16 protein-coding genes are annotated in these 13,155 nt (G+C 74.5%); 9 read left to right on the top strand and 7 right to left on the bottom strand.

Translation table 11 applies throughout. The features are described 5' to 3' along the window. The first annotated feature begins 62 nt into the window (after positions 1-62). Positions 63-977: a dihydrodipicolinate synthase family protein gene (locus tag ACIQCH_RS07130; RefSeq protein WP_402578805.1), complete on the top strand. Its 915-nt coding sequence runs from the start codon at positions 63-65 to the stop codon at positions 975-977. Positions 978-983: 6 nt separating this feature from the next. Here the strand turns inward: ACIQCH_RS07130 and ACIQCH_RS07135 are convergent, their stop codons facing one another. Both ACIQCH_RS07135 and ACIQCH_RS07140 read right to left on the bottom strand, forming a co-directional pair. After that, on the bottom strand, positions 984-1,601 hold the full coding sequence (locus ACIQCH_RS07135) for an SUMF1/EgtB/PvdO family nonheme iron enzyme (protein ID WP_402578807.1): 618 nt from the start codon (positions 1,599-1,601) through the stop codon (positions 984-986). 282 nt (positions 1,602-1,883) lie between these two features. Beyond that, positions 1,884-2,294, bottom strand: a complete 411-nt coding sequence (locus tag ACIQCH_RS07140; protein ID WP_402578809.1) for an organic hydroperoxide resistance protein — start codon at positions 2,292-2,294, stop codon at positions 1,884-1,886. A gap of 117 nt (positions 2,295-2,411) precedes the next feature. Here ACIQCH_RS07140 and ACIQCH_RS07145 point away from each other — a divergent pair, with 117 nt between their 5' ends. From ACIQCH_RS07145 to ACIQCH_RS07155, 3 genes are all read left to right on the top strand, one after another. After that, the gene (locus tag ACIQCH_RS07145) at positions 2,412-2,918 is read left to right on the top strand and encodes a MarR family winged helix-turn-helix transcriptional regulator (RefSeq protein WP_402578811.1); all 507 of its coding nucleotides are present in this window, start codon (positions 2,412-2,414) and stop codon (positions 2,916-2,918) included. A gap of 109 nt (positions 2,919-3,027) precedes the next feature. Beyond that, entirely contained in the window at positions 3,028-3,702 is a 675-nt protein-coding gene (locus ACIQCH_RS07150) for a helix-turn-helix domain-containing protein (protein WP_402578813.1), read from the top strand. Between the two features lie 11 nt (positions 3,703-3,713). Then, positions 3,714-3,899, top strand: coding sequence for a DUF6126 family protein (locus tag ACIQCH_RS07155; protein WP_402578815.1), 186 nt, complete (start codon positions 3,714-3,716; stop codon positions 3,897-3,899). 174 nt (positions 3,900-4,073) lie between these two features. On the opposite strand, the gene ACIQCH_RS07160 is transcribed toward ACIQCH_RS07155, so the two are convergent. Next, entirely contained in the window at positions 4,074-4,514 is a 441-nt protein-coding gene (locus ACIQCH_RS07160; protein WP_402578817.1) for a subtilase-type protease inhibitor, read from the bottom strand. 455 nt (positions 4,515-4,969) lie between these two features. Here ACIQCH_RS07160 and ACIQCH_RS07165 point away from each other — a divergent pair, with 455 nt between their 5' ends. Further along, entirely contained in the window at positions 4,970-5,884 is a 915-nt protein-coding gene (locus ACIQCH_RS07165) for a glycoside hydrolase family 19 protein (RefSeq protein ID WP_402578819.1), read from the top strand. Positions 5,885-6,018: 134 nt separating this feature from the next. Here the strand turns inward: ACIQCH_RS07165 and ACIQCH_RS07170 are convergent, their stop codons facing one another. Continuing rightward, positions 6,019-6,630 (bottom strand): short chain dehydrogenase, encoded by a 612-nt coding sequence (locus ACIQCH_RS07170; protein ID WP_402578821.1) that lies wholly within the window; start codon positions 6,628-6,630, stop codon positions 6,019-6,021. A gap of 70 nt (positions 6,631-6,700) precedes the next feature. Between ACIQCH_RS07170 and ACIQCH_RS07175 the strand changes: the two genes are divergently transcribed. From ACIQCH_RS07175 to merB, 3 genes are all read left to right on the top strand, one after another. Continuing rightward, the gene (locus ACIQCH_RS07175) at positions 6,701-7,582 is read left to right on the top strand and encodes a LysR family transcriptional regulator (RefSeq protein WP_402578823.1); all 882 of its coding nucleotides are present in this window, start codon (positions 6,701-6,703) and stop codon (positions 7,580-7,582) included. Between the two features lie 58 nt (positions 7,583-7,640). Then, entirely contained in the window at positions 7,641-8,201 is a 561-nt protein-coding gene (locus ACIQCH_RS07180; protein ID WP_402578825.1) for a GNAT family N-acetyltransferase, read from the top strand. A gap of 153 nt (positions 8,202-8,354) precedes the next feature. After that, entirely contained in the window at positions 8,355-8,975 is a 621-nt protein-coding gene (gene merB, locus ACIQCH_RS07185; protein ID WP_402578827.1) for an organomercurial lyase, read from the top strand. A gap of 103 nt (positions 8,976-9,078) precedes the next feature. On the opposite strand, the gene ACIQCH_RS07190 is transcribed toward merB, so the two are convergent. The 3 genes from ACIQCH_RS07190 to ACIQCH_RS07200 form a co-directional block, all read right to left on the bottom strand. After that, positions 9,079-9,894: an alpha/beta fold hydrolase gene (locus ACIQCH_RS07190; RefSeq protein WP_402578829.1), complete on the bottom strand. Its 816-nt coding sequence runs from the start codon at positions 9,892-9,894 to the stop codon at positions 9,079-9,081. Between the two features lie 334 nt (positions 9,895-10,228). Then, positions 10,229-10,957: a GNAT family N-acetyltransferase gene (locus tag ACIQCH_RS07195; RefSeq protein WP_402578831.1), complete on the bottom strand. Its 729-nt coding sequence runs from the start codon at positions 10,955-10,957 to the stop codon at positions 10,229-10,231. 494 nt (positions 10,958-11,451) lie between these two features. Beyond that, the gene (locus tag ACIQCH_RS07200; protein ID WP_402578833.1) at positions 11,452-12,045 is read right to left on the bottom strand and encodes a cysteine hydrolase family protein; all 594 of its coding nucleotides are present in this window, start codon (positions 12,043-12,045) and stop codon (positions 11,452-11,454) included. A 71-nt stretch (positions 12,046-12,116) separates the two neighbouring features. Here ACIQCH_RS07200 and ACIQCH_RS07205 point away from each other — a divergent pair, with 71 nt between their 5' ends. Next, positions 12,117-13,079 (top strand): GlxA family transcriptional regulator, encoded by a 963-nt coding sequence (locus ACIQCH_RS07205; protein WP_402578835.1) that lies wholly within the window; start codon positions 12,117-12,119, stop codon positions 13,077-13,079. The last annotated feature ends 76 nt before the right edge of the window (positions 13,080-13,155 follow it).

Below are 13,155 nucleotides of genomic sequence, written 5' to 3' on the forward strand. Positions count from 1 at the left end.
TTACGGTTCAGCTCAGAAAAGCGAACTGGACCTGTGGTTCGCGGACCGACAGGCTCAGGGGCATGACAACGCGCACCCCTCATGCCCCGTTCCGCCCGTACGGGATCCACGTCCCGCTCGTCACCCCGTTCGCCGCCGACGGCTCCGTGGCCCGGGACGCCCTCGAAGCCCTCGCGCACGACGTGCTCGACGCCGGCGCCGTGGGCCTGGTCGCCCTCGGCACCACCGCTGAGGCCGCGAGCCTCGACCACGCCGAGCGGGACGCCGTGGTCGACACCTGCGCCCGGGTCTGCCGCGAGCGGGGCGCGAGCCTGGCCGTCGGGGCGGGCGGCAGCGACACCCGGGCCGGTGGGCGGGCCCTCGCGGAGCTGGCCCGCCGGCCCGAGGTGGGGGCCGCGCTGGTGACCGTGCCCGCCTTCGTGCGGCCCGCGCCGGCCGGGGTGGTCGCGCACTTCGCGCGGCTGGCCGAGGACAGCCCCGTCCCGCTGGTCGTCTACCACATCCCGTACCGCACCGGCCTGCCGCTGGACGCGGCGACGCTGCGCGCCCTCGGTGCGCTCCCCGGGGTCGCCGCGATGAAGTACGCCGGGGGCGGGATCGACCAGGACGCGGTGGCCCTGCTGGGCGACCTGCCGGCCGACTTCGCGGTGCTGGCCGGCGACGACGCGTTCGCCTCACCGCTCATGGCGCTCGGTGCGACGGGCGGGATCCTGGCCTCGGCGCACCTGGCCACCGGGCGCTTCGTCGCGCTGGAGGCCGCCTGGCGCGCGGGGGAGGCGACGCGGGCGCGCGAGCTGGGCCACGGCCTGGCCCGGCTTTCGGCCGCGCTCTTCGCCGAGCCGAACCCGGTGGTGGTCAAGGGCGTCCTGCACGCACAGGGCCGCATCCCGACGCCCGACGTCCGGCTGCCGCAGCTGCCCGCCGGACCGGATGCGGTGGCGGCGGCGCTGAAGGAGCTGGCCGAGCTGGGCGCCTGAACGGTCTCAGGGTGCCGACGCGCACCGGAAGCCCAGGTTCCCGGCCGTCAGGACCGGAACCAGGCCCGCCCGGGCGCCGCCCGTTCGGACGGTCCGCGTCCCGCGCCCGGGGTCGTGGGCGTCGGCTGTCCACTCCCAGTGGTCGCCGGGCGCCCGGTGGGAGCCGGACCGCTCGTACCCGACGCCCCGGGTGGCCGCCGCGCGCACCCACTGCGCCTCGGACGGCAGTCGCTTGCCCGCCCAGGCGGCGTACGCCGCCGCGTCCGACCACGCGACGTGCACCACGGCGGCCTGCGGATCGGCGGCCGCGCCGAGCCGGTACGGGGTGCGCCACGTCAGCCCCGCGACGGCCCGCCGGCCGTGCTCGCCGACCTCGTACGTCCAGCCGGTCCGCTCGGCGGCGGTGACGTGGCCGGTCTGTCGGGTGAACCGGGCGAACTCCGCGGCGGTCACGGAATGCGCATCGATCCGGAACGCCGCCACGGGCAGCCGGTCGGGCCCGCTGCCGCCCGCCACCGGCACCATCGGCGCGGTCGCGCGGATGTGGGAGGCGAGCAGGACCGGCGGCGGCCCGCTCCGCGCGGGGTCGGGCCGGCTGCCGGCCCGCGGGCTCTCGATCAGCACGCGTTCCACCCCTGCCCCGCTCGACTTCCGGTACGGCGACCACTGTCGCCCGTCGGAGGGCGCGGGAGAACCGCGCCGGGCGTCTTGTCACGCGTTGTTCATGCGCAGTGCGCACCCGGGACGGGGAAGGGACTGGGGACGGGAGGGCAAGGGGAGGGGCGGGAGCCGGAAACGCCTCCGACCGCGCGTCGTGGGCGGCGGCCCGGGTGACGGCGGTCGGAGGCGTTCTGGTGCGGCCGCGGACGTCGCCACGCAGGTGGCGGCGGGTGCGGCGCGCCGCGACTACTCGACGACGAGCTCGACGGGGATGTTGCCGCGGGTGGCCTTGGAGTACGGGCAGACCTCGTGGGCCTGCTTGACCAGCAGGGTGCCGGTCTCGTTGTCCAGCTCGGCCGGCAGCTCGACGCGCAGGGTCACGGCCAGGCCGAAGCCGGTGTCGTCCTTGCCGATCGAGGCCTCGGCGGTGACGGAGATGTCACCGGTGTCGACCTTGGCCTGGCGGCCGACGAGGCCGAGGGCGCTGGCGAAGCAGGCGGCGTAGCCGGCGGCGAAGAGCTGCTCGGGGTTGGTGCCCTGGCCGTTCCCGCCGAGCGCCGGAGGCATCGCCAGGGCGAGGTCCAGCACACCGTCGGAGCTGACGGCGCGGCCCTCTCGGCCGTTGGCGGTGGCGACAGCGGTGTACAGCGCGTCCATCAGAGGGGTCCTCTCGTGGAGAGATCGGTGGTCGCGGCCGTCGTCCGGCCGCCCCATCAATAGACCACACAATTCAGTTGTGCACAACTGAATCGCCGTCGAGGTAACATGGGCCACATGACCGAGAACTGGACCGCAGCCGTCCCCGACGAGGAGTTCCTGCGGCTGGACCGGCAGATCTGCTTCTCGCTGGGTGCCGCGTCCCGTGCGTTCGGCGCGCTCTACCGCGTGATCCTCAAGGAGCTCGACCTCACGTACCCGCAGTACCTCGTCATGCTGGTGTTGTGGGAGCACGGTCCGACGCCCGTGAAGGAGCTGGGCCGGCGGCTGCGGCTCGACTCGGGGACGCTCTCGCCGCTGCTGAAGCGGCTGGAGGCGAACGGCCTGGTACGGCGCGAGCGCAGCGCTGCCGACGAGCGGTCCGTCTCCGCCCACCTCACCGCGGCGGGATCGGCGCTGCGGGAGCGCGCCGCGGCGGTGCCGCGCCGCATCGCGTCCTCGACCGGCTTCGACCTGGCCGAGGTCGCAGACCTGCAGGCGCGGCTGGACCGGCTCACCCTCGCCCTCGACGCGGCGGCGCTGGACGCGACCGCGGAAGAGGGCGGGCCCGTGGCGGGCGCCTGACCGCCCCGCCCCCGGCCGCCCCGGCCTCGGCCCGAAGGCCTCGCTCCCGGAGTTTGCCTCTGAGGCAAGACGGTTTGCCGCTTAGGCAACACTCTGGCTCAATCGGGGTATGAACCCCGTTCCCGAAGGGCCCGCTCCGCACGGGCTCCCCGGTACGCCCGACGAGGCCGACGGGTCCCCGCCCGTCCCGGAGGACGAGCTCCCGGTCGTCGCACCGCAGCTGCGCGAGCTGCGCCGGCGCACCGGGCTGACCCTGGAGGCCGCGGCGGCGCGGGCCCGGATGTCCCCGGCCCACCTGTCCCGGCTGGAGACCGGACGCCGCCAGCCCTCCCTGCCGATGCTGCTGGGCCTCGCCCGCACCTACGGGACGACCGTGTCCGAGCTGCTCGGAGAGACCCCGGCCGCCGCCGATCCGATCGTACGCGGCGGGGGAGCCGGGGCCCGCGAGGCCGACGGGTGGACGTACTGGCAGGCGGGCGGCTCCGGCCGCGGCATGCAGGCACTGCGCGTCCACGTCCCGTACGGGAGGAGCCAGGGGGAACTGGTCCGCGTGCACCCGGGCGAGGAGTGGCTCTACGTCCTCAAGGGGCGGCTGCGCCTGCACCTCGGGGAGGCCGAGTACGTGCTGGAGGCCGGGGACGGCGCGCACTTCGACTCGCTCACCCCGCACCGCATCGCGGCCGCCCGGCCCGGCGGGACCGACCTGCTGTTCGTCCACACGCTGCTGCAGAGCGCCGTGTCCCAGCTGTGCCTGGGCGGCGATCCGCGGCGCCCGAAGATCTGAGGAGACCCGCCGTGCCCGAGGAACCCACCGTCGTCCCGTCCGAGCGCCCCGGCGAGCTTCCCGCCGGGCGTCCCGCCCGCTTCGAGAACGGCTTCCCGCGCGGGCTGGCGATCCGGCTGTTCGCCTATCTCTTCGTCGGACACGTCTTCGCCGCCTTCCTGTACCTGCTCTTCGAGGTGGGCTCGCGCCGCGGCTGAGGCCGGCGCGCACGGGCGGAAGGGCCGGCGCGCACAGGCGGAGGGGCCGGGGTCCATGCGGACCCCGGCCCCTCCGTGTTGCTGTCCGCGCGGCCGGCGGGGAGGCGGCCGGAGCGGGTCAGAAGCCGAACTGCCGGACCGGCCGGTCGCCGGCCGGGTCGTGAGGCGACGGCGTCAGATGCCGAACACCGTGCCGCTGCCGTTGTGGAGCGTGCACCGGTTGGCGAAGGTGTGCCGGTAGGAGACCCGGCTGCCCTCCCAGACGCCGTCGACCGTGACGGTCATGGGGTGCCACTCGCGGGTGCACACCGCCGCCGACCCGGCCTTGGTGATCTGGTCGAACTTGGCGTTGTTGGCGCGCAGTTCGCCGCACGCCCCGGCCGGGTCCGGGTGCGTCCCGGTCGGCGTCGGCATACAGCTGAGGGTCACCGCACGTATGATCCCCTCGCTCGGGTCGACCCCTTCGGCGAGCGAGATGACGAGCGCGGACGGCGCGTAGAGGCGGGCTTCCCCGGTGGGGGCGGCGTCGGCCGTGCCGACGGCGGTGACCGCGGTGGCTGCCGTGAGGGCCATGGTGGTGGCCGCGAGTCCCAGACCCCTGACGATGGACCGCATTTCGAACACTCCCTGTGTGTGGTTGCGGATTGCGAACGTGAGTCTTGCCGACTCCGGGACCGCACGCATGGTCGAACCATCAATTCCGGTCACCTCGGGTGACCGTGCGGACGCGGGACGTGGTCGGCCGCACCGCCCTGACCAGGGCGGATGGGAATCCGTGAATCGGCTGAAGAAAGCCGTAACCAGTAGTTGATCAAGTGAACTTAAGGGCAGTAAACCGTTGAACCATTGATTGCAAGGTGTCAACGGAGAGGTGTTCGATCGGGGGTGCGGCCTGGCGGTGCGTCCCGCCTGATGGGCCCTCAGGTGGCGCGCGGCGCGGGGGATTTGCGTACGGCGGGTGTGCGGAGCGTGAAAGTTGGTCTAGACCTTGACAGGTCCAGACCAGTTTCGCTTCAGTGGCGGTAGCCGCCCCCCACCACGGCAACTCCCCCCACACAAGGAGCAGTTACGTGTCCCGTGCATCCCGCCGTCGTGCCCTCTCCCTGCTCGCCGCCACCGCTGCGGCCGCCGCTCTCGCCCTCGTCGTCCCCGCCTCGCCCGCCGCGGCCGCGGCCTGCGCGAGCCCCTGGAACTCCGGCGCTGTCTACACCGGTGGCATGACGGCCGCCCACAACGGCCACAACTGGCAGGCCAAGTGGTGGACCCAGGGTGAGACGCCCGGCACCACCGGCCAGTGGGGGGTCTGGGCGGACCAGGGCGCCTGCGGGGGCGGCGGCACGCCCGACCCCGACCCCGGCACCCCCTCCGGATTCGTGGTGAGCGAGGCCCAGTTCAACCAGATGTTCCCGAACCGGAGCTCCTTCTACACGTACCGCGGCCTGACCGCCGCGCTGTCCGCGTACCCGGGCTTCGCCACCACCGGCAGCGACACCGTCAAGCGGCAGGAGGCGGCCGCGTTCCTCGCCAACGTCGCGCACGAGACCGGCGGGCTCTACTACGTCGTCGAGCAGAACACCGCCAACTACCCGCACTACTGCGACGCGTCGCAGCCGTACGGCTGTCCGGCCGGCCAGGCCGCGTACTACGGCCGCGGCCCCATCCAGCTGAGCTGGAACTTCAACTACAAGGCCGCCGGCGACGCCCTCGGCATCAACCTGCTCGCCGACCCCTACCTCGTCGAGCGGGACGCCGCCGTGGCCTGGAAGACCGCCCTCTGGTACTGGAACACCCAGAACGGGCCCGGCACCATGACCGCCCACGCGGCCATGGTGAACGGCCGGGGGTTCGGCGAGACCATCCGCTCCATCAACGGTTCGCTGGAGTGCAACGGCGGCAACCCCGCGCAGGTCCAGAGCCGGATCGACAACTATCAGCGCTTCACGCAGATCCTGGGCGTCGCGCCCGGTTCCAACCTGGGCTGCTGACCGCCCGCGGTTCGCCCCCCCCGTGACCGCGCGGGGGCCGCGGTGCCGATCCCGCAGCCCCCGCGCGTCCCACCCGTCTCCCTCCGTCTCCCTCCGCCCCCCGTTCCACCCGTCCGGTGCTCGTCCGCCGCGGTCTACTGGCCCAGCTCGAGGACCCGGCCGGTCTCCGTCCCCTCGATGGTCCGCACGTAGGCCTGCGCCACCTCGGCCAGCGGCACCGGCGGGAAGCCGGGGAAGAAGTCCCCGTACGCCTCCAGGGACTCGGTGAACACCGTCGGGCTGATCGCGTTGATGCGCAGCGGCGCGATCTCCGGTGCGGCCGCCTGGACGAACGCCTCGACCGCCCCGCTGGCCATCGCCGCGGCCGTGGCGGTGGGCACCGGCCGACGCGCCGTGATCCCCGTGATCAGAGTGAACGAGCCGCGCGGCGCCAGCCGCCCCAGGCCCTGGCGCACGAGCTCCAGCTGTGACAGCACCTTGCCGCGGAAGGCCGCCGTCCAGTCCTCCGGGGTCATCTCGGCGACGGGTCGGTACGGCACGTCGCCGGCCGCGCTGGCCACCGCGTCCAGCGGGCCGGCCGCCGTGGCCGCCTCGTACAGGGCGCCGATCTGCGCCGGGTCCGTCACGTCGTGGCGCAGGTCGCCGCCGGTCCGGCCCGCGGTGATCACCTCGTGGCCGCGTGCGGACAGGGTCGTGTGGACGGCCGCGCCGAGCGTGCCGCCCGCGCCGATGAGAAGGATTCGCATGACGACGACGCTAGGCGAGCCCCCTCGGGCGAGGGAAATACCCGTCGCACAGCACTTATGCTCGGTGGTTATGAATGTGGACCTCCGGCACCTGCGCGCCCTCGCGGCCATCGGCGACGAGGGCACCGTCACCGGCGCCGCGGCCGCCCTGCACGTCAGTCAGCCCGCGCTCTCCCGCACGCTGGAGCAGTTGGAGAGCCGGCTCGGCACGGTGCTGGTCGAGCGTACGACCCGCAGTCTGCGGCTGACGGCGGCGGGCCGGCGCCTGTACGAACACGCGCACCGGATCCTCCACCAGGTCGAGGACGCGCTCGCCGAGGCGGCGGCCGGGGCGCGGCCGCTGCGCGTCGGATTCGCGTGGGCCGCCCTGGGCCCGTACACCGTCGGGCTGCTGAAGGCCTGGCGGCGCGACCACCCCGCCACCGAGCTGCGGGTCCACCGGCTGGCGGACCCCGAGGCGGCGCTGCGGCGGGGCGAGGTGGACGCGGCGTTCCTGCGCACCCGCCCCGAGGGGGACGGACTGGGGTGGCTCGACCTGTACGAGGAGCCGCGGGTGGCCGCCCTCGCGGAGGACGACCCGTTGGTGCAATCGGGGCGGCCGCGGGTCACGCTCGCCGAGGTCGCGGCGCGGACCGTGGCGCTGTGCGCCACGGCCGCCACGACGGGGGAGGAGCTGTGGCCCGGGGACCGGCGGCCGGCGGCCACGTTGGAGGTGGCGAACGTCGACGAGTGGCTCACGGCCATCGCCACCGGGGACGCGGTGGGCGTCACGGCCGACGCCACCCGCCACAGCCACCCGCAGCCGGGCGTGGTGTACCGCCCACTGGCCGACGCGGCGCCGGTGACGGTGCGGCTGGTGTGGCCCGCCGAGCCCGCGCACCCCGCGACCGGGACGTTCCGCGACCACGCCCGCCGCACGCTGGCCGCCCTGCACTCCGAAGCCACCGGCTGACCGGTACGGGGACGGAATTCGGTTGTCGCGCGGGCCCGCCGGGGCCTAGAACGTGCGGGTGATACGAGCACACGGAATCGGGCTGCGCGCCCGCCTCGCCGCGGACACGGCCGTCCTGCACGCCGAGTTGTACGACGACGTGGCCGGCCAGTCGCGCGCCGACACCAGGCCCTGGCGGCCGCTGCCGGCCGACAGCGCGCACGCGCCCTACGCCGTGCGGGACCCCTCGGAGACCGACACCCCGTTCTCGGTGGTCGAGCTGGCCGGCGGCGAGCTGATCGGCGAGGCCATCGTGTGGGGCATCGACACCCACAACCGCTTCGCCCACCTCGGGGTCGCCCTGCGGCCCGCCCACCGGGGCCGGGGGCTCGGCGGCGACGTCGTCCGGGCGCTGTGCCACTACGGCTTCGTGGTGCGCGGGTTCCACCGCCTGCAGCTGGAGACCCTCGCCGACAACGCCGCGATGATCGCGGCCGCCGAGAAGGCGGGCTTCGTGCACGAGGGCACCCTGCGGCGGGCTGCCTGGGTGTACGGCGAGTGGCTGGACGAGGTGGTGTACGGCCTTCTTTCGGAGGAATGGAGTCCGCTTCAGCCCACGGCGGACGGTCACGGAAAGTAGCGATCTCCTTGGATTTCAAGGCCGAGTGGCGGGGCAAGTAGCCCGTACGGCCGTGAAAACCGACGCAGATCGTCCCGTCCGCGTCACTGCGCGTTACTTTTTGAAGGGGGTGGAAAGCATGTCCGATCCGAGTTCGAGGTGAGGAGTGCGGGCATGGACCTGCGCGTGCGTGAGCTGTCGGACCACCTTGTGGCCAAGTGGACCTCCCCGACGGGGGTCGCCCTCATGGCCGCCGGGGCCACCCTGGTCGGAGGGCTGCTGGACCGGGGCGCGCTGTCACCGGCCGCGGCGGGCGCGCTCCTCGGCTGGCCGGCCGCGGAGGTGCTCGACCGCTTCCGCGACATGCGGTTCGACCTGGAGACCGACCCGTCGGGGGACATCATCGGCGCCGGTGTGTCCCTCAACGCGGACCGGCCGCACGCGATGGAGCTCCAGGGCGTCCGGCGCTACGGGTGGTGCGCCATGGACGTCCTGATGTTCCCCGTCGTGTTCAAGGAGACCGCCAGTCGGGTCACCTCGCGCTGCGCCGCCACGGGTGCGCCCGTCTCGCTCACGGTCACCCCGGACGGCGTCCGCGACCTCAGCCCGGTCACGGCCGTCGTCACCCTCGCCCCCGCCACCGGCGCGGACATCCGGGAGGTCTTCTGCGACCGGGTGAACTTCTACGCCACGCCCGAACTCGCCCGCCGCGCCGCCGACGCCGACCACGACCTCGCGGTCTGCCCGGTCGACGACGCCTGGGCCATCGGGAAGCGCCTCGCGGACCTGTTCTGACCCGTGCCGTCGGGCCGCGCCGGACACTGCCGGGACGGAGAGGGGAGGGGGCAGGGGGAAGGAGGGGAGGGGAGGGGGCGGGGCGGGGCAGCGGGAGGGGCGGTCAGGCGCCGCCGGCGAACCGCGTCACGAGCTCCGCATACTCCCGGGGGTGCGTCATGTGGGGGATGTGGCCGGCGCCCTCGAAGGTGTGGCGGCGGGCCCGGGGCAGGGCGGCGGCCAGTCGGTCCAGCAGCGGTGCGAACCAGGCGGGGCTCTCCGTGCCGCCGCTGAGCAGGACCGGCACCCGGCAGTCGGCGAGCGCGTCGAGGTCCAGGGCGCCCCACTCCGGGTCCTCCTGCTCGTCCCGCCAGGTCTGGGCGTGCCGGACGAAGCGGTCCTGCACGGCCTCGGGCAGCGCGTCCCACGCCCCGGGGCCCATCGCGACCTCCTCCACGAACAGGCGGGCGCCCTCGGTGTCGTGGCCGCGCCGCAGGTGCTCCAGCACCGCCTCGATGGCGGTTCCGGCCGAGCGCAGCTGCGCCGCGGCGGCGGGGTCGTCGGCGGCGACCCCGACGAGCGGCGGTTCGTGGGCCACGAGGCTGCGCAGCAGCTCGGGCCGGCGCGCGGCCAGCCCGAGGGCGATGGACGCGCCGAACGAGTTGCCCGCCACGTGCGCGGGAGCGATGCCGAGGCCCTCGATGAGCCCGGCCAGGTCGTCCTCGTCCTGGCGGCGCGTGCCCTGGCCCGGTACCGCCTCGCTCTCCCCGTGGCCGCGCCGGTCGTACGCCACCACGCGGAACGACGCCCGGACGTCCGCCTCGATGGCGGCCTGCCAGGAGCGGTGGTCGTTCCACGAGCCGTGCACCAGCACGAGCGGATCGCCCTCGCCGGTCTCCACGTAGTGCAGTCCGACACCGCCGACGCGCACGTACGCCATGTCGTCACACCTCCCAGCCGGGGACGGCGCCGCCGCCCCACGCGTGATCCGGCGGCCACGCTCCCATACGGGGGCTCCGCCCCCGGCCCGACACGGGTGCCGGGGGAGGGGGGACCACCCGCCTTCCCCCGTCCGGCGGGGAGCGGGCTCACCGGGTGGCGGCGCCGTTCGGCCGGCCGCGCGGGCAGCGGCAGCGGCGGTACGCGCGGCAGACGTGACCACGGAAGGTCGTGTGGACGGAGGACGGAGGGCGGCGGACGGAGGGGCGGTGGACGGCGGAGGGCGGCAGCGGAGGGTGCCGCTGCCGCCCTCGGACGCGTCTCGCCGGAGCCGACTAGGCCATCATCAGGAGGCCGCTGCCGCCGTCCTGGCCGAGGCGCTCGCGGTCGATCGCCCGGTTCAGGGCGGTCGGGGAGGCGGCCGCGGCCAGGCGCAGCTCGATGATGGCCCGCACCGCCGGCCACTCCTCGTCGAGGATCGAGTAGAACGCCGTGCTGCGCACCTCGCCGTCCAGGCCCCGCGAATGGGCCCGGCGGACCCCTTCGCAGGTCGCCCCCAGCCGTTCGATGGCCGCCCGCGAGCGGGCGTTGCGGGCGTCCGCCCGCAACGAGATCCGCCGCACGCCCCACGTCTCGAAGGCGTGCCGCAGCATCAGCAGCTTCATCTCGGCGTTGATCCCGGTACCCTGCGCCCGCGGGGACAGCCAGGTATTGCCGATCTCTGCGGCGTCCGGCACCGCCGTCGCCGGATCGCCGTACGGGACGCCCGGTACGGAAGGCCAGATCAGCGGGCCCTTCCAGTAATCGAGCTCCAGGAATCTGGTCGAACCGACCACCCGCCCGTCGGCAGCGCTGAGCACCGCGAAGGGCAGCATCCGGCCCGCCGCCTGTTCGGCGAGGGCATGGTCGACGTACCGCTCGGCCGCCTCCAGGCCGTGGGGCACGGGAGTGAAGGCGTACGACGTACGGTCCTCGGACCCGGCCTCGGCGAGAGCCGGGGCGTGGTGGGGGGCGAGGGGCTCCAGCCGCGCGAGGCGGCCGGCGAGGGCTACGGGTACAGGCACGGGCCCTTCGGTCCTTCGGAGGTCGGAGTGTGCCCACACATCGTGGTCGCGATGCGGGGACGGTGGAACAGCATGCTGCCGAGGCATGGCTGGGGTGGGAAAGGCAATGCAAAGGCCGGCAGGCGGTCAGGTGAACGCGGGGTTCTCCCTGCCGTGGTCATGTTTGCCGGGTGTCGTGGAGCCGCATCGCGGATCACGGACACGCGCTCACCATAAGGCCTAGTCGGGCCGTAGTGAAGGTGGTGGGAGCATGTGGCCGAACACGTCTTTCCCGGACCTCCCGAGCGGGGCCGGAAACGACCCGCGTTGGGCCCCCGACCAGCGCAAATGCGGCCGGCGAAGGTTAGCAATCCGAAGGGTTTTCGGGGGCCTCCCGGCGTGCCGGGAGGCCGTGCCCGCGGGCCCCGGGGACTTCCTCCCGGCCGGCCGCGCGAGGCCCCTGCAAGACCTCCCGCGAGCCCCGCCGCGAGCACTTCCGTGCGGCCCCCGCCGGGCTACTTCGCGGCGGCCACCACCGCCTCCGTGGTGACCACCTTCGCGAACCGCATCGTGTGCAGGACGGCGGCCGTCGCCCGGGACAGTTCGGCGGCCGGGATCACCGCTCCGTCCGGGCCCGCCATGTCGAAGGTGTGCATCGCGTCGACGGGGAAGACCGCGTCGTAGCCGAGGTTCCCGGCCATCCGGGCCGTGGTCTCGTTGCAGACGTTCGTCATGATCCCCGCGATCACCACCTGCCGCGCGTTCCGCTCCCGGAGCCAGGCGTGCAGGTCGGGCGTCCCGTAGAAGGCGCTGTTGACGGTCTTGGTGACGTGCAGGTCGGGAACCAGCTCTGCGACGCCCGGCTTGAGGTCGTAGCCCGGTGTGCCCGGCTGGAGCGGGCCGCGCGCCGAACCGTGCTGGACGGTCACCAGCGGCCGTCCGGTGGCCTGCCAGGCCTCCGCGAGCGCGAGGATGTTCCGCTCGGCGTCGGGGTTGTCCCGCGGCCCCCAGAAGGCGTGGTCCTCGAAGCCCTTCTGGACGTCGACGAGGATCAGGACGGCGTCGGGGTCGAGGGCGAGCGGGGCGTCGAATGCGTCGGTGTTCGTCATGACTTCATCCTGCGGCGGGCGGGCCCGGGGCCGTGATCGTTCCGACCGCCGCCGATCGATACATTCCTGCCATGAGCATCCGAGCCTTCCGCACCGTCGGCTGCCTGGTCTTCGACGGGGTACGGGCCTTCGACCACGCCGTCGTCGGCGAGGTCTGGCGCGGTCGTTCCGCGTTCCGGCTGACGGTCTGCGGCCCGGGCGGGTCCCGGGTCCGGCTCGGCGGCGGTCTGGAGTGCGTGCCCGACGCGGGGCTCGACGCCCTGGCGGACTGCGACCTGGTCCTCGTACCCGGCATGGAGGAGCCCCTGGCGGCCCGCCCGCCGGAGGTCCTGGAGGCGCTGCGCGCCGCGCACGGCCGCGGGACCCCGATCGCCTCGCTCTGCGCCGGGGCCTTCGTCCTGGCCGAGGCGGGGCTGCTGGAGGGCCGGGAGGCCACCACCCACTGGGCGATCGCCGGGCAGCTGGCCCGTGCCTACCCGGGCGTCACGGTGCGGCCCGAGGTGCTCTTCACCGGGGACGGGGAGATCTGGAGCTCCGCGGGCGTGGCCGCCGGCATCGACCTCTGCCTGCACCTGGTGCGCACCGGACACGGGCAGCGGGCCGCCGCCGAGATCGCCCGTGCGATGGTCACCGCGCCCTTCCGGCCGGGCGGCCAGGCGCAGTTCATCCCCTCCCCGGTGCCCGAGGAGGGCCCGGCGGACGACCCGCTGGCCCGGGCCCGGACGGAGGTGCTGGCCGCGCTGGACGCGCCCTGGACGGTGGGCGGGATGGCGCGGGCGGCGCTGATGTCGGAACGCTCCTTCGCCCGCCGGTTCGTCGAGGCCACGGGCACCACGCCGCTGCGCTGGCTGCTGGAGCAGCGGGTGCTGGCGGCGCAGCACCTGCTGGAGGAGACCGACCTCCCGGTCGACGAGATCGCCGTACGGACCGGCTTCGCCTCGGCGGTGTCGCTGCGGCCGGCGTTCGCGCGGCGGGTGGGCGTGGCGCCGCGGGACTACCGCAGCGCCTTCCGGGGCCGCGCGGCCCCCGCGTAGCCGCGGCCCCGGGCCGGTCCCGTCCCGCTCCGGGCCGGCCGGGGCCGGTCCGGAGGACGACGGGACGGGGCGTGAC

Source organism: Streptomyces sp. NPDC093225 (assembly GCF_044753805.1).
Taxonomy (GTDB): domain Bacteria; phylum Actinomycetota; class Actinomycetes; order Streptomycetales; family Streptomycetaceae; genus Streptomyces.